At 59.7% G+C, this 17538-nt stretch carries 18 protein-coding genes; 4 read left to right on the top strand and 14 right to left on the bottom strand.

From position 1 onward, the window contains the following. Positions 1–46: 46 nt before the first annotated feature. The 5 genes from AC0L8N_RS05900 to AC0L8N_RS05920 all read right to left on the bottom strand — a co-directional run bounded on the left by AC0L8N_RS05900 (position 47) and on the right by AC0L8N_RS05920 (position 4193). On the bottom strand, positions 47–799 hold the full coding sequence (locus tag AC0L8N_RS05900) for a class I SAM-dependent methyltransferase (protein ID WP_473666640.1): 753 nt from the start codon (positions 797–799) through the stop codon (positions 47–49). A 51-nt stretch (positions 800–850) separates the two neighbouring features. Next, on the bottom strand, positions 851–1663 hold the full coding sequence (locus tag AC0L8N_RS05905; RefSeq protein ID WP_473666641.1) for a M48 family metallopeptidase: 813 nt from the start codon (positions 1661–1663) through the stop codon (positions 851–853). Between the two features lie 93 nt (positions 1664–1756). Beyond that, positions 1757–2779: a protease SohB gene (sohB, locus tag AC0L8N_RS05910; protein ID WP_473666642.1), complete on the bottom strand. Its 1023-nt coding sequence runs from the start codon at positions 2777–2779 to the stop codon at positions 1757–1759. Positions 2780–2791: 12 nt separating this feature from the next. Further along, positions 2792–3805, bottom strand: a complete 1014-nt coding sequence (lipA, locus tag AC0L8N_RS05915; protein WP_473666643.1) for a lipoyl synthase — start codon at positions 3803–3805, stop codon at positions 2792–2794. A 184-nt stretch (positions 3806–3989) separates the two neighbouring features. Beyond that, positions 3990–4193 carry a hypothetical protein gene (locus AC0L8N_RS05920; RefSeq protein ID WP_473666644.1) on the bottom strand — a complete coding sequence of 68 codons (204 nt, stop codon included), beginning with the start codon at positions 4191–4193 and terminating at the stop codon, positions 3990–3992. 216 nt (positions 4194–4409) lie between these two features. Between AC0L8N_RS05920 and AC0L8N_RS05925 the strand changes: the two genes are divergently transcribed. Then, positions 4410–5876: an OmpA family protein gene (locus tag AC0L8N_RS05925; RefSeq protein ID WP_473666645.1), complete on the top strand. Its 1467-nt coding sequence runs from the start codon at positions 4410–4412 to the stop codon at positions 5874–5876. A gap of 36 nt (positions 5877–5912) precedes the next feature. Here the strand turns inward: AC0L8N_RS05925 and AC0L8N_RS05930 are convergent, their stop codons facing one another. Beyond that, a complete protein-coding gene (locus AC0L8N_RS05930) occupies positions 5913–6827 on the bottom strand; it encodes a hypothetical protein (RefSeq protein ID WP_473666646.1) in 915 nt (304 codons plus the stop codon). Between the two features lie 2 nt (positions 6828–6829). Beyond that, entirely contained in the window at positions 6830–7537 is a 708-nt protein-coding gene (locus AC0L8N_RS05935) for an HAD family hydrolase (protein ID WP_473666647.1), read from the bottom strand. Between the two features lie 91 nt (positions 7538–7628). Here AC0L8N_RS05935 and AC0L8N_RS05940 point away from each other — a divergent pair, with 91 nt between their 5' ends. After that, positions 7629–8048 carry a VOC family protein gene (locus AC0L8N_RS05940; protein WP_473666648.1) on the top strand — a complete coding sequence of 140 codons (420 nt, stop codon included), beginning with the start codon at positions 7629–7631 and terminating at the stop codon, positions 8046–8048. Positions 8049–8078: 30 nt separating this feature from the next. On the opposite strand, the gene AC0L8N_RS05945 is transcribed toward AC0L8N_RS05940, so the two are convergent. Genes AC0L8N_RS05945 through AC0L8N_RS05970 form a run of 6 tightly spaced genes read right to left on the bottom strand, consistent with a single transcriptional unit; the run spans position 8079 to position 15048 of the window. Then, positions 8079–9773 (bottom strand): BatD family protein, encoded by a 1695-nt coding sequence (locus tag AC0L8N_RS05945; RefSeq protein WP_473666650.1) that lies wholly within the window; start codon positions 9771–9773, stop codon positions 8079–8081. After that, positions 9767–11560 (bottom strand): VWA domain-containing protein, encoded by a 1794-nt coding sequence (locus tag AC0L8N_RS05950; RefSeq protein WP_473666651.1) that lies wholly within the window; start codon positions 11558–11560, stop codon positions 9767–9769. Before AC0L8N_RS05950 ends, AC0L8N_RS05945 begins: the two co-directional genes overlap by 7 nt. Then, a complete protein-coding gene (locus AC0L8N_RS05955; RefSeq protein ID WP_473666652.1) occupies positions 11550–12596 on the bottom strand; it encodes a vWA domain-containing protein in 1047 nt (348 codons plus the stop codon). Before AC0L8N_RS05955 ends, AC0L8N_RS05950 begins: the two co-directional genes overlap by 11 nt. Further along, the gene (locus tag AC0L8N_RS05960; protein WP_473666653.1) at positions 12596–13090 is read right to left on the bottom strand and encodes a DUF4381 domain-containing protein; all 495 of its coding nucleotides are present in this window, start codon (positions 13088–13090) and stop codon (positions 12596–12598) included. The genes AC0L8N_RS05955 and AC0L8N_RS05960 overlap by 1 nt, the downstream gene beginning before the upstream one ends. 18 nt (positions 13091–13108) lie before the next feature. Next, positions 13109–14053: a DUF58 domain-containing protein gene (locus AC0L8N_RS05965; RefSeq protein ID WP_473666654.1), complete on the bottom strand. Its 945-nt coding sequence runs from the start codon at positions 14051–14053 to the stop codon at positions 13109–13111. 26 nt (positions 14054–14079) lie between these two features. Beyond that, positions 14080–15048: an AAA family ATPase gene (locus tag AC0L8N_RS05970; protein ID WP_473666655.1), complete on the bottom strand. Its 969-nt coding sequence runs from the start codon at positions 15046–15048 to the stop codon at positions 14080–14082. A gap of 170 nt (positions 15049–15218) precedes the next feature. Between AC0L8N_RS05970 and AC0L8N_RS05975 the strand changes: the two genes are divergently transcribed. Then, the gene (locus AC0L8N_RS05975; protein WP_473666656.1) at positions 15219–15818 is read left to right on the top strand and encodes a hypothetical protein; all 600 of its coding nucleotides are present in this window, start codon (positions 15219–15221) and stop codon (positions 15816–15818) included. Next, positions 15815–16306, top strand: coding sequence for a DUF192 domain-containing protein (locus AC0L8N_RS05980; protein ID WP_473666657.1), 492 nt, complete (start codon positions 15815–15817; stop codon positions 16304–16306). The genes AC0L8N_RS05975 and AC0L8N_RS05980 overlap by 4 nt, the downstream gene beginning before the upstream one ends. Here the strand turns inward: AC0L8N_RS05980 and AC0L8N_RS05985 are convergent. Continuing rightward, positions 16295–17476 (bottom strand): amino acid aminotransferase, encoded by a 1182-nt coding sequence (locus AC0L8N_RS05985; protein WP_473666658.1) that lies wholly within the window; start codon positions 17474–17476, stop codon positions 16295–16297. The two genes, AC0L8N_RS05980 and AC0L8N_RS05985, sit on opposite strands and share 12 nt — an antisense overlap. Positions 17477–17538 lie beyond the last annotated feature (62 nt).

The following is a 17538-nucleotide window of genomic DNA, read 5'->3' on the forward strand; positions in this document are numbered from 1 at the left end:
GAGAGGGAGTTTCGCAGAAATTCGTCGTGCGCACCAAAAGCCGTGTTCATGCGGGTCGGCGTGCCGCCTTCAGGTACAGCGGCCAGTGCACGGCCCGCTTGGCCGCGCCCCAGGCTGCGCGCAACGGCCCGGCAATCGCCAGTACCGGGTCTTTGCCCATTTCGCGCAAACAATGCTGGCTCGCGGACCAGGTGGCAACGTAATCGAGCATGTCGTCAGCGGTCCACTCGACCGACATGGAAAAGCGCGGACAGTCGATGGCCTCGAACGGCATTTGAATATCACTGTAGCCGCGCTCGACGATGCGCCGTTCCGGCGGCCACCACGGCGACAGTCGTTCGTAGAGGTCATGCACGATACGATCGCAAGTGGGCTCAATCATGCACGTGCCGTAACACCAGACGGCGAGCACACCGGTGGGTTTCAGTACCCTGCCGGCTTCGGCGAAGAAACGCTCGATGTCGAACCAGTGCAACGCCTGAGCAACAGTGATGAGATCGACACTGGCGTCGGCCAGCCCTGAGGCTTCCGCACTCGCCACACGAAATTCGATGTTATTGGCGCCGCTCGCCGAGGCAATCTGTGTGGCACTCGCGTCCGTCGCAACGACATTCTGAAAGTCGGCGGCCAGCATGCCGGCCGCCTGTCCGTTGCCGGTCGCGCAATCCCAGGCCAACTCGTGCTCGGCACAGCAACTGCTCAGAAAGTGGTACAGCTCAACCGGGTATACCGGGCGGGCGCGGGCGTACGCAGCCGCGTGGCCAGAGAAGTGATCTTTAAAAGCGCCGCTGTCCGTCATGGCGTTATGCCGCTGGCGACTTGGTGCGTCGTGGTTGCGTGGCAGCGCCGCTTATCTGTCGCAGTTAGGGTTCTTACCCTGTGCCTGTGCTTCGTTGTACAGCGCCAGCGCTTTCGGGTACTGCGCAACCAGGTTTTCGATACGGGTTTCACCGGAGGGGTGAGTCGACATGTATTCGGGAATGTTGGTCTTGTTCTTCTCGTTCATGATCTTCCACAAGGCAACACTCTCGCGCGGATCAAAACCGGCGCGTGCCATGTACTCCAGGCCGACGACGTCAGCCTCGGTTTCCTGTTTGCGGTTGAACGGATTCATGATGCCGAGCGAGGCACCGGCTGACAGTGCCTCGTAGGCACCACGGGTCTGGTTGCTGTAGCCGCCACCGAGCAGGATGGCAGCGACATCAATGCCAACACCGGCGAGCATCGCGCGCGAGGCGCGTTCGTTAGAGTGATGCGCCGTGACGTGCGCCACCTCGTGGCCCATGACGGCCGCGAGCTGATGCTGGTTTTCCACTATGCCCAGGATGCCCGCCTTAACGACGATCTTGCCGCCCGGCATGACAAACGCATTGACGTCCGGCTGATCAACCACAGCCAGCTCCCAGTACAGGTCGGCGTAGTCGCCTTCAAGCTCTGCCACGATGGCATCGGCCACGCAGGCAACGAAGTCGATCGTGTTGCCGTTCTTAACCAGCGGCACCTGCTCCTGCAGTACGCGGAACTGGCGCGTGCCTTCCTGCTCAAGCTCCGCATCGGATTTCAACACCAGCTGTTTGCGGCCGGTCGGCGATGAGCTGCAGGCGCTCACGACCAGGGCCATAAACAAGGTGGTCAACAGGCTCAGTCGGATCGTCTTGGTCATCGCTTAGTCCTCGGTTCAGGCACGTATTATAGCCGCGCGCCATTGATCGGTGAGACAGAATTTGCGCCGGCAGGTTCCCGTACAGCGCCTCAATCAGCGCGGCAGACGGGACTCAAACTCGCGCCGCCAGCGGGTTGTGTCGAATTTCTCAAAAGCGGCATCCACGCCACCCATCAGGCGTTTTTGCAGCGGCTGCTTCACTTTATAGCTGACCCGGTACAGGTCGCGCTCGGCCGCCATGGCCGCCAGTTGTTCGTCACTGGTGGCGAGCTCATCGGCCAGCCCCAGTTCCAGCGCACGGGTTCCGTACCAGTACTCGCCGGTCGCTACTTTCGCGAGATCGAGCTCCGGCCGGTAGCGGCTGACGGCAGCTTTGAACAATTCGTGCACTTCTTCGAGCTGCTCTTTCAGGCGCGCCCGGTCTTCGTCCGTGTTCTTGCCGAACATCGTGACGTTGCGTTTGTACTCGCCGGCCGTGACCTGTTCGAAATCAACGCCGTGGCTGTCCAGCAAGCGGTTGAAGTTCGGCAACTGGGCCAGCACGCCTATCGAACCGAGAATTGCGAACGGTGCGGCAACGATTTTATTGGCCACACAGGCCATTAGATAACCGCCGCTTGCAGCGACCTTGTCGACGGCAACGGTCAACGGAATATTGCGTTCGCGTATACGCGCAAGCTGAGACGCCGCCAGACCGTGTTCGTGGACGACGCCACCGGAGTTGTCGAGACGCAGGTAAATTTCATCCTGATCAGTCGCCACCGCAAGGATCGCGCTGACCTCTTCGCGCAACGACGGTACGGCACTGGCTTTCAGGTCACCTTTGAAATCGATAACGAAAGTGCGCGGACGTTTGCTGGTGGATTTCTCAGCCGCTTTGGCTTTTTCCTTGCGCGCTTTAACGTCGGCTTTGAAGTCACTCTTGTTGAACACGGCCTGTTTGACCGCGCCGGCAAGATTGCGAAAACGCTCGTTGAGGTTTTCGATTTCAATGCTTTCGTCTTTGGAGGCTTTGCGCCCTGCCGCTGCAGCAAAACCAATGATCAGGATAATCGCCACAACGATGGTGACGGTTTTCAACAGGAACAGGCCGTAATCGGCAAAAAAAGCAGTCATGTCAGCAGTGCCTCAGGATCCGCAGGCAGCAAAGCCAACGTTGTTCTTTTCAAGTACGCGCTCGGCACGGTAGCTGGAACGCACCATGGGACCGGATACCACTTCAAGGAAGCCTTTCTCTAGGCCTTCGGTACGGTATGCCGCGAATTCGTCGGGCGTTACGTAACGCTCGACCGGCAGATGATTCGGCGTTGGCCGCAGGTACTGGCCGAGGGTCAGAATATCGACACCCACTTCGCGCAGGTCATGCATGGTTTGCACAATTTCATCGTCACGTTCGCCAAGACCGAGCATCAGGCTGGTCTTGGTCAACACGTCGGGGCGGTATTTCTTGGCGTGCTCAAGTACGCGCAGCGTTTGCTCGTAGCCGGCACGCGCATCGCGGACCGGGTGGGTCAGGCGGCGCACGGTTTCGACGTTCTGAGCGAACACTTCCAGGCCGGAATCAACCACGGTTTCAATGTGCGCCTGAACGCCGTCGAAATCAGGCGTCAGTGCTTCGACCGCCGTTTCCGGCGTCAGCTCCTTGATCGCCCGCACGCAGGCGGCGTAGTGAGCGGCGCCGCCGTCGTCGAGATCGTCACGATCTACGGAAGTAATAACGACGTATTTGAGCCCCATGAGCTGCACAGCCAGTGCCGTGTTCTGTGGTTCCTCGGCATCCAGCCAGCCGCGCGGGTTGCCGGTATCAACAGCGCAGAAACGGCAAGCACGCGTGCAGACAGAGCCCATGACCATGATGGTTGCGGTGCCGGCATTCCAGCACTCGCCGATATTCGGGCACATCGATTCTTCACAGACCGTGCTCAGGCGGTGATCGCGGACGGTCTTGCGGGTAGACGCAAAGCCCGTACCGCTCGGCATTGGCGCTTTCAGCCATGACGGTTTGCCACCGGTAAGCCGTGCCGGAGCGTCGGCGCGCGATTTCATGCCGTTCTTGATCGCCGTAAAGCCGACATCAGTGCGGTACTTGCTGCCCGATTGCACAATCGGGATACCACGAAAATCTTTGGTCTCGTTACTCATCAGGTCTGGGACGATTCCGGAGTGGATGGTGGGCGGGCCCGTAGAAGTGGGGGCATTTTCGCACGAATCAAACCCCTGCGACAGGCCCTAGCAGCCCGCCACGCCACGGATCACGGGCTTTTCGGGCAAAAAAAATCCCGGCACAAACCGGGACAATCAGGGGGAAATCTTGCCAGAAGAGTAATCAGTGCAAACGGGACCAGCTCACCAGCTTGACCGCATCGCGATGCAGGTCGAAATTCTTGGCCAGCACGGCTTCAATGTCGTGGACATCCGAGTCCTTTTCCATCGGCCGGCTGAGCTCAACTACGCCGCTAAACTCATTGCCGTCGTGGTAATTCACGTCGGTGAGTAAGAACTGTGTGTAGTACTTTGCGGACATGGGCACAGCCTACGCCCCTCCCTGGGCCCGATCTGTGAGCCAAGGCACATATTCCTGCCGACAGCCTCCCCGGGCTGTTAAATCGGTGATTTCCGTCACAGGTGGAAAAGGCGGGTTCTGACTGGAAAAGCGCGAATCTTTAGGCAATCGATTACAAGGATAGGTAATATTCGCCAGATTGGAGCCTTCTATGGCGCCACGTAAGTCACACAGGATCGTGTTATGAGCCTTAAATTGCGTTTTATCCACACTCTGTTTCTGACGGTTCTGCTGATCGGCAGCGCCAGCGCGCAGAGCCCGCTACGCGAAACGTTTTTCAAAGACGCTGACGTCGCAATGGCTGCAGCCGAAGCAGCCAATGCCAGCTTGCTGTCGCCGCGCAACTACGAGCGCGCCAAGAAAGCCTTTGACGACGCCGAGGAAGGCCTGCGTCGCGGCCGCAATATCGAGTACGTCCGCGACAAGACCGGCGAAGCCACCGAATACTTCAACAATGCTGTCGAATCCGCAAAGCTGGCCCGTACCGCGTTGGCACAGGTCATGAAGAGCCGGCAGGACGCTGCCAATGCGCGCGCGCCCGAGCTGGCTCCCGACTTATGGGAAAAAGCGCAGCGCGAGTTCGCTGATGCGATCCGCTATCTCGAGCGCGGTGACCTGCAGCGCTCCAAGCGTCAGGACATTGAAGCAACCACGCTGTACCGCGATGCCGAACTAATCGCGATCAAGACCCAGTACCTGAGTGAAACGCGGCAACTGCTGGCTGACGCCGATCGTGCTCGCGTTGGTCGTTATGCACCGGTCACGCTCGGTCGCGCGCAGCAACTGTTGGCTGACGCCGAGCGCGAGCTTAGTGAAAACCGCTACGACACCGACCTGCCGCGCAGTCTCGCGCAGCGTGCGAACTACGAAGCGCGTCACGCGTTTTACCTGTCGGAGGTGGTTCGCAAAGTTCGCGACAAAGACCTCACCGTAGAAGAGCTGGTTCTGGAATGGGAAGACCCGCTGGTTGCTGTTTCGGGCGCGGCAGATATCGTTCCTAACATGGCCGGCGGTCACGACGAATTGCAGGCCACGCTGGTCGAATTCATCGAAACGCTGCGAGCTGACAAGCAACGACTCGAACAACAGTACGAAGAAAGCACCGTTCGTCTCGCCGAGATGGAAGAAGAGATACGCACGCTGGACGAACGTCTGGGCGGCGCTACCGAAGAGCGTGCCGCACTGGTGCAACGTCTCGAAGCGCAGGCACGTATCAAAGAACAGTTTGAGCAAGTTGAGAAATTGTTCAGCCGCGAAGAAGCACGCGTATTTCGCGAAGGCGACACCGTTATTCTGCGCCTCGTTGGCCTGAGCTTTGACAGCGGCCAATCCGAGATCAAGCAGGAAAACTTCAATCTCCTGTCGAAAGTCGAGAAAGCGATTGACCTGTTCCCGCGCAGCGAACTAACCATTGAAGGTCATACCGATTCGCATGGCAGTGACGACCTGAATCAAACTTTGTCGCAGGCTCGTGCTGAAGCGGTGCAGCAGTACATGATCAACGCCATGCGTATTCCGAGCTACCGCCTGATTGCTACTGGCTTCGGTGAAACGAACCCGGTCGCCAACAACGAAACAGCATCGGGTCGCGCAAGCAATCGGCGCATCGACATTGTGATTACGCCCAATCTGGAAACACCAGCCAGCTAGAACTGCCGACTGATAAGCGGGTAGCTGCGACAGCAGCTACCCGCTTTTTTTGTGCCCGCGCCACCATTCAGCGATATGCACCGCCGTATCGCGATTCGCCAGATAACCGTACTCGGCGTGCACGTTTAGCGCGCCGTGGTCGCGGTACCAGTTGTAGATTTCGTAGTCTTCAATCGAACTCACCAGATTCAGCTCAACCATTTCGCCGAAGTCCCGGCGCAGCGCGCGATCAAGCGCAGTCAACTCGCCGACCGCAGCAATGTTTTTCCAGCGGCCGATATTGTTTGGATAACGCGCCCTGCCCGTTTCGCACCGCCCCAGCAGACGACGCTGGATGTAGCGCTGACCAAGCGGGCTGCCCAGCGTCATTAGCAGGTCCAGCGTGAACTCGTTTTCGGGGTTCTGGCTGAGTTGCCACAGGACATCCCAGGCAATCACAGAGCCCATGCTGTGTGCGAGCAACAGGACGGGGCGACCCGCTGCCGCCGCCGCGAGTAACGGCACCTTCAACTGGCGCCGCGTATTCTCCGCAACGTCGTTCTCGTTACGTACGTAGCGCCGCAAGTCGCGCAGGTGCAAAGCGACGTTTTCATCCGCAAGCCGCGGAATCAGAAACGGCAGACGATCACCGATGTGATAAAGCCAGCGCAACGTTCGGCGACGCCAGGAACGCGCCGACTTGCGATCGTCATCATCCGCTGCCTCTTTATCCAGCAACGCATTGATACCTTGACGGTCATGCGCCATGTCGCGGCTTTCGCCGTAGAAATCGTAGGTCCAGCTAACAATGTCGAATATGGCGTCGCCGCTGCGCACCTCTGCCGCAATTTCCGAATCGACTTTTTCGAGCCCGGCCAGCAGGCAGCGTCGTAATGCGTCGCGATGCACCGACGGTTCCGGCTTCGGTTTAAGGCCGGGTATGTAAAGTATCAGTGGCGGGGGCGTTGCCATGATCAGTCCTGCCGTAGCGCATTCACCGGCTGCAACCAGTCGGCGAGCTCTTCGATCGTGCTGACCGTAATATCGGGACTCAGCATGGCTTCAGGCCAGACACTACCGATACGATTGACCCACGCTGCATGCATGCCGACTGCGCGAGCGCCGTCAACGTCCAATTCAGGGTGATCACCGACGTGCAAAATTTCCTGGGCGCTTACGCCCGCGCGTTCGCAGGCTGCCGCGAAAATTCGTTTGTCGGGTTTGGCCGCACCGACCTCAGCCGCCGTAACGACATCGTAGAACAGGTGGCGAATACCGATCTTCTCCAGATTCGCATTGCCATTGGTCAGCGCCAGTACACGAAAATTCTGTGATAACCGTTCCAGGCCCGGAATGACATCGGCAAACAAGTTCACCGTATTGCGTTGCTCGTCGAAGACCTCAAACGCGGCATCAACAAAGTCATCACTGTAACCCGCTGCTTCTGCCATGCGTGCCAGTACGGTACGCCGCAGGAAGCGCAAGTCGTGCAATTTATCGGCATGCTTCGAGATAACGTCGCCGCGTAGCGCTATAACCGCATCTTTGTCAAAGTGGCTGCTGATACGCGGGTAGTGTTCGTCCAGCCATTGCGCGAGTGTGCGTTCGGCGCGGGCTATAACCGGCGCAATTTCCCACAGAGTGTCATCAAGATCGAGTGTAATGGCGCGAATCGTATGCATCTTGCTGGTTGACCCAATGGCCGCGGGGCTGCAAAGCGGACCGGCATTGTGTTCTCATATGCGCTGATGATTCAACTCTGGCTATAGCGATATGAAGTATTTGCACACTATGGTTCGCGTCCGCGACCTCGATCAGTCATTGGATTTCTACTGCAATAAACTCGGTCTGCGCGAATTACGCCGCAAAGAAGTTGAGCAGGGACGGTTCACGCTGGTCTTTCTCGCCGCGCCCGGTGACGACGATGCGCAGGTAGAGCTGACCTGGAACTGGGACCCGGAAGAGTACGGCGAAGGCCGCAACTTCGGCCACCTCGCCTATCAGGTCGACAACATTTACGACGCCTGTCAACGGCTGATGGACGGCGGTGTCACCATAAACCGGCCGCCGCGCGATGGTCACATGGCCTTCGTCCGTTCACCTGACAACATCTCAATCGAACTGCTGCAGCGTGGCGACGCATTGCCTGCCGCGGAACCGTGGGCGTCAATGCCGAACAGCGGTCACTGGTAGACCGCAATCGCGGCGACGTATCGAGGAGGTCTAACCCGCCGGCATTAGTGGCGGCAGACCATCGTCCTCGCGCTGTTCAAGCGCTTCTTTCCTGACCGTCACTGTGCGCAACGCTTTGGCCAGCGCTGCGGTATCAAAGCCTGCGGCTTCGCGGCCATAGCGACTGGCTGCCATCTTGCGCAACTCATCGCTAAGCGGCGCACTCACTCGCTCGGCAATTGCACCGATACTGCGCGGTGTGTTTTGCGGCCATTCGAGCCGGGCCCATTCGATTAGTGCTGCCTGCACCCCTGCACTGTCGCCGTCTGTTGCCGCCTTGCGGGCCGCTTTCAGACAACGCGACTGTTGCTTGTGCAGCGGCATGACCGGCGGCTCATTGCTGGCCTCTTCACGCGGACCACGACGTGACCACCACCACGCGCACAGCGTTAGCAACCACGCGACCGCGAGCCCTTCGCTGATGCGCTGCCAAAACGGATCATCGATGTAAACGGTTTCTGCTTCGGCGCTCGGCTCGTCCGCAACCGCGACCGGCTGCTGCGGCAAGGCGATGGCCGACGGTTTGATCTGCAAGGTGCGGGCCGGCAGGCTGGCCACTTTCCATTCGTTCGCGCCGATATCCCACCACGGCAGCTCGACAGCCGGCAATTCGATCGGGCCGGCGTGGACGCCGATCATTGCGTACTGTTCGCTACGAGTGGCAAGTATGCCGCGCGGTACTGCAACGACACTAAGCTCGGGCTTGTCGGGGTAGATTTTCAGCTCGCTCGTTGATTCCGGTTCGATAACCGGAATCTGTGTGGACAACTGACCCAGCGCGGTCACCGTGATGTGCCGGGTGATCGGCTCACCCGCCGGCAGATCGCCAGGCTCACGCGACCAGTCTTCGCTGAGCTCAACATTGTGCGCCGGCAACCACACGGCATCCGGGTACGATGCGGGCGGCGGCGGTATAGGCTGCACACTGATGGTCACCGGTTCGGAACGAAACACTTTTCGACCGGTGATGCGGCCGTCGCGCAGTACCCGCGCCTCGAACCGCACAGGCGCAACGCTCAGTTCGCCACTGGCCTGCGGGAACAAGGCGTAAACACGTTCAACGACGTTGTAGGCCTTGCCATTCAGTATTGCGTCATAGCTGCGTTCGTCGCCGGCCATTTCGACCAATACATCCACACCACTGATCTCAGGCTCGGACAAACGTGGCTGCCGCGTCGACACCGCTCGATACACCTTGAGCGTGTACAAGATCTGCGATTGCACGTAGCTCTCGCTGAGATCGGCTTCTGCCGTGATGAAAATATCGGCCTCGCCAGGCGCATCACTGGTCACGGGCTTAACAAAGATGTGCAGCGGGTCACTGCTCTCGGTAGCGACCGAAACGGGCGGAATCTCCAGCTCACCTTCGCGTTTCGCCATCAGCACGTAGGTCCAGGTGCGGCTGCGGCTGATCTGGCCGTTGACGATGGTGGTGTTACTCATGTGACTGCGCGTGCCAATGTAAAAGTCGGCCTCGAGCGCAGCGACGTCGGGTTCGACATCAATGGCAGTGTCGACTGTGATTTTCAGCGTGAAGGATTCATTCAACTCGACTTCGGGTCGGTCAACACTGGCAACGACAGCCGCCATTGCGGGCAGCATTGCCGCGCTTAACAACAGCGCAAACGTCGCCTGCAAAATCCGTCGTGCCATTCCGCTGTCGCACGCAGCAACCGTACTTACCATGGTTTCACCTCGTCGTCAGGCCAGACATTATTGCCGTCCTGATCGCGTCCCTCACGTTGATACTGATAGCGAAATTTGCGTCGCAACAAACCGCCCGGATCATTGGGTATGCGCCGCAACCACTGTTCCATCGCTTGTTCCTCTTCCTGCACGCGACGTGCGGCGGCACCGGCTTCGCCATCCTGTGGATCGGTTTCGTCACCCTGCTCCGCCGCTTCCTGCGCGGCGCGTTCAAGTTCTTCCTGCATCGCGGCGAGATCGTCCTCGCTCACTTCGCGTTCGCGGGCGGAATCTTCGCTTTCCGATTCTTCGCCCGGCGAACCTTCGCTGCCTTGGTCGCCCGACTGGTCCGCTTGACTGTCGCTTTCGGACTGCTGCGCCTCGCCACCGGATTCACCGTTGTTATCCTGAGACTCATTGCTCTGCGAATCCTGCGCGTCGCGCATGTCTTTCAGCAGAGCGCGGTTGTATATGGCGTCGTCATTGGCCGGGTCTAATTCCAATGCTTTGTCATACGCCTCGATCGCCGCATCAAACTGACTCATGCGCGCCAGCGAGTTACCAAGGTTGTACAGCGCCGTGGCGTCGTCGCGACCCGAGAACACCTCAGCACTTTCCGCATACTGCCCGGCGCGGTAACGCGCAACGGCTTGCCAGTCGGAATCCTCAAAACGCTCTGCCGCTGCCTCCGCATCACCTTCCGCAAGCAGTGCGCTGGCTTGCTGATCAGGCGTTTTCCACAGATCGGACCAGGTCAATGCCTGTGCTTGTTGCGGGAATGGCAACACGGCGACTACCAGCACCAGCACCCAGCCACGGCGGAATGCCAGCGCGGCGAGCGGCACCAGCAGCAACAGCAGCCACGGCCCTTCTTCCCGCCACTGATCGGTCGCCCGCTCGTCATCGGACGCCGCGTTACTGCTCGTTGGCGTCGCCAGCAGGCGTTCAATGTCTTCGTCGTCAGTCGTGATGACGCTGTAGCGGCCGCCGCCGGCTTCCGCCAGTTTTTGCAGGCCATCGGCTTCGAGCCGCGGCACGGCGATCTGCCCGGAGCGGTCGGTAACAAACCCGCCTTCGGCACGCGGAATTGGCGCACCGTCGGGCGTGCCAACGGCTAGTACCGACAATCGGTAGCCCGCATTCTGAAGATCGCGGGCTGCCTGTTCTGCAGCCAGTGACGAGCCGCCATCAGCAATTAACAGCACTTCGCCATTGATCGATCCGGCCTGGTCGAGCAACTGGCGGGCTTTGTCGATCGCCGCAACCGGGTAGCTGCCGCGACTCGGCATGATATCGGTACTCACGCTGTTGACGAGTGCGGCGACGGTGTCAGCGTCGGTCGTCAACGGTGTCACCGTAAAGGCATTGGACGAATAGACCACCAGCGCGGTTTGACCCGCCGAGCGCCTGTCGACGATGTCGAGAATCTTGAGGCGCGCACGTACGAGCCTGCTCGGCGTCAGGTCCTGCGCGTCCATCGAACGCGACAGGTCGAGCGCAATGACGAGCGCCTGGTCGGACCGAAATACCGGTTGATCAACGCGATTCCAGGCCGGCCCTGCCAACGCGGTGATTGCCAGCACAGCACCCAGCAACACCAGCCACCAGCGGTATATGCCCTGATGCCGTTGCGAACTCGACAACACGTAAGGCGCCAGCGCCGGGTCAACGACCCGTTGCCAGCTACCGGCCGAAAGACGTCGCTGGGCGAGCAAGGCGATCGCCAGCACGACGGGTGGCAATGCCCATAGCCAGTCCGGTCGCAGGAAATGAAACTCAGCCGGCATCGCGCACTGCTCCGTAACCGCGCTTCAGTTCGCGTGCCACTCGATAGCCGGCCAGCAAATTCGCCAGCGCCATCAACATCGCCAGAACCACCGCGCCACCGAGCGGCCAGTAAAAGAGCGCCGTCACTGGCCGGAAACCCGCTTCTGGCTCAGCGACCGGTTCCATTTCATCCAGCAAACGATAAATATCTTGTAACGACGCCGTATCGCGAGCGCGGAAGTAACGACCACCGGTCTGATCAGCAATCGTCGTTAAGGTTGCTTCATCAAGGTCCGCCGACGGATTAACGCGGCGCAAGCCGCCGGTAATTGACGGGACCGAAATTGTTTCGGCGCCAATACCGATCGTGTAAATACGCAGGCCGATCTGTTGCGCAAGTTCGGCTGCTTTGAGCGGATCAACCGCGCCAGCGGTGTTTGCGCCGTCCGTGAGCAGGATCAGGACCTGCTCACCGCCAACATCGCCCTGGTCGTGTATGCGCTTAACGGCCAACGTGATTGCATCACCGATCGCGGTTTTCTCGCCGGCGAGACCGATGAACGCTTCCATCAGCAGCACGTTGACAGTCTCGCGATCCAGAGTCAGCGGCACTTGCAGATAAGCACGCTCGCCAAACAGAATCAGACCGATGCGGTCTCCTTCGCGGCGGGTAATGAAGTCGCTGGCAACGGCCTTGGTTGCCGTCAGGCGATCGACCTTGCGACTGCCGAGTTCGAAATCCTTGGCGTCCATACTGCCGGACAGATCCACAGCCAGCATCAGATTGCGACCCGACACCGGCACTTCCAGTTCATCGCCAATGCGTTCCGGTCTGGCGGCCGCGAGTACGAGTAAAGTCCAGGCGATCACGGCCAGCCAGAAGCGCCAGTTCAGCAGTTGCTCAACTTCGGAACGATCCGCCAGCACCGAGAACCCGGACAAGCTCGGGACCCGCAATCCGGCTTCCTGCGCACCGCTTACGGGCGGCAGGAGCTTGCGCACCAGCAACGGCAGCGGCAGCGCGAGTAACATCCATGGCCAGGCGAGCGACCACATCAGACCTGCTCCTCCGGCAATGGCGTCGCCAGCCGCTGTTTGACCGCGGCAATCAATGCCGTGACATCCACCTGTTCGGTATCCGCTAGTTCCGCGCGATAGGGTAACGATTCGAGATTGCGGCCAGGCCCGGCAACAAACACCGGGCTCTGCAAGCCACGGTCAAGAAACGCGAGCCAGGCCTCGCCGGTCAGACCGGCAATGTCGAGGCGCGGCGCGTAGGCCAGCATGGTGCGCCGGGTCAGCGCCGATAGTTGCCGCGCCAGCAGCAGGGCATTGCCATCCTGTTGATAGTTGCCCTCAAGCCGGTTCAGCTCATGCAATGCAATACGTCGCACCGCGGCGCGTTGCCACTTGCGCCACGCAAGCCACAGCAGCCAGACGATACCGGCCGCTAAGAGCGCGATCAGAACCCACCAGCCGGGCGCGAGCGGCCACCAACCGATAGGCTCGGGCAGGTGCAAGTCGCGTAGTGGCAGGTTCTCAGGATTCATCGTTGCTGTTGCATCCGCTTAGTGGCTGCGACGGCCGAGTGCCTGCTGCAGGCACTCCACCGGATCGTCGTCAGTGGACATCGGCATCATGTGAATCCGGTAGCGTTGGCAATACGCTTCCAGTGCTTCCTGCCGTTCTGCCCAGGCATCGTGATAATCAACGCGCGCCGCTCGCGAATAGGTATCGATGGCCATTTCGCGTTCAGCCGACACCAGACGGTAGTGACCGGGCGGTGGCAATTCGCGCTCCAGCGGATCGCTGACGTTCACGACCAGCACTTCACTGTGCCGCGCAACACCCGATAGATATGCCTGTGCAGTGCGGTCGAAGCCCAGAAAATCGCTGATCACAATAACCAGACTGCCCGGACGCGCAACGCGGCGCAGTGCTGACATGGCCGAAGACAATGGCGCGCTGACGTCACTGTCCGGCACCTGTACTTTGTTTGACCAGTCGGGGTGACTCGCAAGCTGATGCACGTAACGCAATGCTGCCTGACGTCCCAGTCGCGGCTTTAATTCGCGGTGCATGGTGTCGCCAAAAATTATGCCGCCGAGACGATCGCCGCGATGGTGTGCCGACCACGACAACAATGCCGCCGCACGACTCGCTGACACCGATTTGAAACTGCCGCGTGTGGCGAAGTGCATATTGCTGCGCAGATCGACCATGACCAGCACCGGTCGCTCACGCTCTTCGCGAAACAGCTTGGTGTAGGCCTCGGTACTGCGGGCCGTCACGCGCCAGTCAATGTTGCGCGGATCATCGCCGGGCTGGTAGGGACGCGATTCGTCGAACTCCATGCCGCGGCCTTTGAAGTGCGACACGTACGCGCCCGCTTGCAGGGAATTGACACGCAGCACGTCCAGTGCGATTCCACGGGCAGGCCCGGCCAGCCGTATCAGTCCTTTCTGACTGACGCTGACTGGCGATGCATCCGTAGGTAAATGGTCGTGGCGCACGATTCGTCCTTCTGCCGTTCTCCCGCTCAGGGAACGCCGACGCCGTCGAGGATGCGTTCGATGATGGAATCGGAGCTGATGCCATCGGCCTCGGCCTCAAAGCTCAGCACCAGGCGATGCCGCAGCACATCAGAGGCAACAGCCTGGATGTCTTCCGGACCAACATAATCACGGCCGGCAAGCCAGGCATGAGCACGCGAGGCGCGGTCGATACCCATGCAGGCACGGGGGCTGGCGCCATACAGCACTTGACCCGCGAGTGTTGCATCCACGTTCTGTGGGTTGCGGGTCGCGACCACGATATTGACGATGTATTGCTCAAGTTCGTCGGACAAATGCAGGTTGAGAATTTCCTGGCGACCGGCCATGACGCTGGCCTGTGACAATTGCTCGGGCGGCTTGAACGCATCGCGTTCGCCGGCTTTGGCCTCGTCCCGGTTCAGACGCAGGATTCGGCGCTCGTCTTCAACGCTCGGATAGCCAACCTGCACATGCAGAAGGAAGCGGTCAAGCTGGGCTTCGGGCAGCGGGTAGGTACCTTCCTGCTCGATCGGGTTCTGGGTCGCCATCACCATGAACAACGGCGACAGCGGGTAGCTCTTCTCACCAACCGTGATCTGCCGCTCTTCCATTGCTTCAAGCAGCGCAGACTGCACCTTGGCCGGCGCACGGTTGATTTCGTCCGCGAGGATCAGATTATGGAACAGCGGACCGAAGCGAAATTCGAAACTGCCATCAGCGGGACGGTAAATCTCGGTACCCGTCAGATCGGCCGGTAATAAGTCCGGAGTGAACTGCAGGCGGTGGAAATCACCTTCAATGCTCTCGGAAAGCACCTTGATTGCGCGGGTCTTCGCCAGACCGGGCGCGCCCTCCACCAGCAAATGACCGTCACACAGCAACGCAATGAGCATGCGGTTAATCAGGTGCGCCTGGCCGATAATCAGGCCGCTTACATGCGCTTCGAGCTTTTGGAATTGTTCTGCTACGCTCATCCGGTACTCCGACTTTGAAAACGGGCTTGCCAAAAGGCGTGCCATTGTAGGGCCTGCTCCCGCTTATTTGAACCAGACAGTTTTTCGGCTGCGATGTTCACGGCGGCGGCATTGCCTGCCCTGCTTGTTGCAAGCGAAACCGCCAATCCAAAATGGCCAGGCAACAGTAAATGCATTACGACCATCATTTGAGCCAGACATTGCATAAACTAGGCGCTTTTCCACGATTGACCGAATCGATGCGATTGATTTTTGTTTTCGCCGCGCTCATCGCCGCCCACTCCGCCGGCAGCGAGACGGCCGCCACAGCCTGTGACGAAGAAGGCCACTTCGCAGTGCAGCTCTACGGTGATTTGCGCACAGAGCTTAGCTGGACCGCGGCAGATTTGACCTGCGAGGGGATGCCACGCCCGTTCGGCAACGGCGCACGATTGCGTTTTGCCGGCACGGCCCAGATCGACGGCAGCGATCGCCAGCTCGCCTTTATTGTCGCCCTGCCCGCGCTCGAGCCCGGCAAGATTGCCACCGAACTGGTCACCACCATCACGCTGATAGAAGAAAACAGCGGCCGCTTCTACAGTAATCAGGACAGTGAGATCTGCTGGTCTGATGTCACTGAGCAGCAGGCTCTCGACGATTCCGGCGAGCAATACGCTGTCACAGGCATCGCCTATTGCCTCGCGCCACTGGCCGAACTCAACGGCAATGGCAGCGTCACCCTTCGCGAGCTGAGTTACAGTGGCCGCGTGAACTGGCAAGCGGCAAAATGATGAAGAACTCCGGACTTCTGATCGGCGCAAGCCTCCTGCTCGCATCGGGTCTCGCTTTCGCGGACGACGCGCTGGATGCATTTTTCCCCAAGAGCAGCATCGTCATCAGCGCCACTGCGAACGCCTGTTACCGCTTCGACATACACGTCGCCGTCAATGATCAGCAACGTCAGCGTGGCCTGATGCACGTCCGGCATATGGATCCGTGGCGCGGCATGTTGTTCGTCTACCCGGACAGTGACATGTACTCGATGTGGATGAAGAACACCTTCATCCCGCTCGATATGCTGTTCATTCGCAAGGACGGCGCAATTTCGTCGATTGCCCGCGATACCGAACCGCAATCGCTGAAGTCAGTGCGATCCATCGAGAACGTGAGCTACGTGCTGGAGCTGAACGCCGGCACCAGCGATCGCCTCGGCATCAGCGCGGGCGATCGCATGTGGTGGGCGGGCGACCTGGTACCGCCACAAGGTTCAGAGAACTGAAGCTATCGATTCCGCGAGATATTCAACGTTTGCGGGTGTGATACCGGCGACGTTGATGCGGCTGGAACCGACCATGTAGACGCCGCAATTCTTTTTGAGTTGCTCGACTTGCTCTTCCGAAATACCCACAAAGCAAAACATGCCCTTGGCGCGCTCGATGTGTGAGAAGTCGTGGTCCGGCGCCTTGTCGCGTAACTTTGCTACGAGACCTGCGCGCATCGCGTGCAGCCGCACGCGCATTTCTTTCACTTCGTTCACCCAGGTTGCACGCCGCTCGGCATCGCCGAGGATCGTGCGGACGACAGCCGCGCCATGATCGGGCGGCATTGAGTACATGGTGCGCACCAGATTGTGCGCCTGGCTGCGGACGATGCCCGCAGTCTTGGCGTTGCTGGTGACGATGGACAGCGAGCCAACGCGATCTCGGTAAAGCGCAAAGTTCTTGGAGCACGATGTGGCAACGATCATTTCCGGCACCATTCCGGCGAGCAGGCGTATGCCATAAGCATCTTCCTCGATGCCCTCGGCAAAGCCCTGGTACGCAAGGTCCACGAACGGCAGCAATTTGCGACTGGCCAGCAACTCCGCAACGGTCTGCCACTGCTCACGGCTGAGGTCCATGCCGGTCGGGTTGTGGCAACAACCATGCAATAAAACGATATCGCCTTCCGGTGCCTGCGACAGCGCCTCCAGCATTTGCTCGAAGCGAATGGTCCGCTTGTCGGCATCGTAGTAAGGATAGGCTTTGAGCTTCAGGCCCGCGCCGGCGAGCAAGGGCACGTGGTTGGCCCAGGTCGGGTCCGAATGCCAGACCGTCGCGTCTTCGCGCGCCCGGCTGATAACCCCGGCCGCTACCCGCAATGCGCCGGAGCCGCCCGGCGCCTGCAACGTCATCACCCGCTCCGCCGCAACGTCGTCGCCAAAGGTCAGTTTCTGAATCAGCGCATTGAACTCGGGATCGCCACCGGAGCCAAGGTAGGTCTTGGTGGTCTGCGTTTCGAGCACATGGCGCTCAGCCGCTTTCACGGAATTCAGGACCGGCGTTGCGCCGTCTTCGGTGCGATACACACCCACACCGAGATCGACAGTATTGCTGCGGGCATCATTGGCATGTTCGGCAATAAGCCTGAGGATCGCGTCGGATGGCAACGCATTTAGCGAGTCAAACAAGGTAGTTCTCCACGGACTGAAGCTGCTGGTGTGTAGGCCGGCGAATTGTACACAGGCTGCAG

The organism is Woeseia sp. D3-10, assembly GCF_055809415.1.

Bases quoted from the DNA above. Each gene is read 5' to 3' on its own strand.
- AC0L8N_RS05935 (WP_473666647.1), bottom strand. From the start codon at position 7,537: ATGCATACGATTCGCGCCATTACACTCGATCTTGATGACACTCTGTGG.
- AC0L8N_RS05975 (WP_473666656.1), top strand. From the start codon at position 15,219: ATGCATTACGACCATCATTTGAGCCAGACATTGCATAAACTAGGCGCT.
- AC0L8N_RS05930 (WP_473666646.1), bottom strand. From the start codon at position 6,827: ATGGCAACGCCCCCGCCACTGATACTTTACATACCCGGCCTTAAACCG.
- AC0L8N_RS05900 (WP_473666640.1), bottom strand. From the start codon at position 799: ATGACGGACAGCGGCGCTTTTAAAGATCACTTCTCTGGCCACGCGGCT.
- AC0L8N_RS05940 (WP_473666648.1), top strand. From the start codon at position 7,629: ATGAAGTATTTGCACACTATGGTTCGCGTCCGCGACCTCGATCAGTCA.
- AC0L8N_RS05925 (WP_473666645.1), top strand. From the start codon at position 4,410: ATGAGCCTTAAATTGCGTTTTATCCACACTCTGTTTCTGACGGTTCTG.
- AC0L8N_RS05950 (WP_473666651.1), bottom strand. From the start codon at position 11,560: ATGCCGGCTGAGTTTCATTTCCTGCGACCGGACTGGCTATGGGCATTG.
- AC0L8N_RS05945 (WP_473666650.1), bottom strand. From the start codon at position 9,773: ATGGTAAGTACGGTTGCTGCGTGCGACAGCGGAATGGCACGACGGATT.
- sohB (WP_473666642.1), bottom strand. From the start codon at position 2,779: ATGACTGCTTTTTTTGCCGATTACGGCCTGTTCCTGTTGAAAACCGTC.
- AC0L8N_RS05960 (WP_473666653.1), bottom strand. From the start codon at position 13,090: ATGAATCCTGAGAACCTGCCACTACGCGACTTGCACCTGCCCGAGCCT.
- AC0L8N_RS05955 (WP_473666652.1), bottom strand. From the start codon at position 12,596: ATGTGGTCGCTCGCCTGGCCATGGATGTTACTCGCGCTGCCGCTGCCG.
- lipA (WP_473666643.1), bottom strand. From the start codon at position 3,805: ATGAGTAACGAGACCAAAGATTTTCGTGGTATCCCGATTGTGCAATCG.
- AC0L8N_RS05970 (WP_473666655.1), bottom strand. From the start codon at position 15,048: ATGAGCGTAGCAGAACAATTCCAAAAGCTCGAAGCGCATGTAAGCGGC.
- AC0L8N_RS05905 (WP_473666641.1), bottom strand. From the start codon at position 1,663: ATGACCAAGACGATCCGACTGAGCCTGTTGACCACCTTGTTTATGGCC.
- AC0L8N_RS05980 (WP_473666657.1), top strand. From the start codon at position 15,815: ATGATGAAGAACTCCGGACTTCTGATCGGCGCAAGCCTCCTGCTCGCA.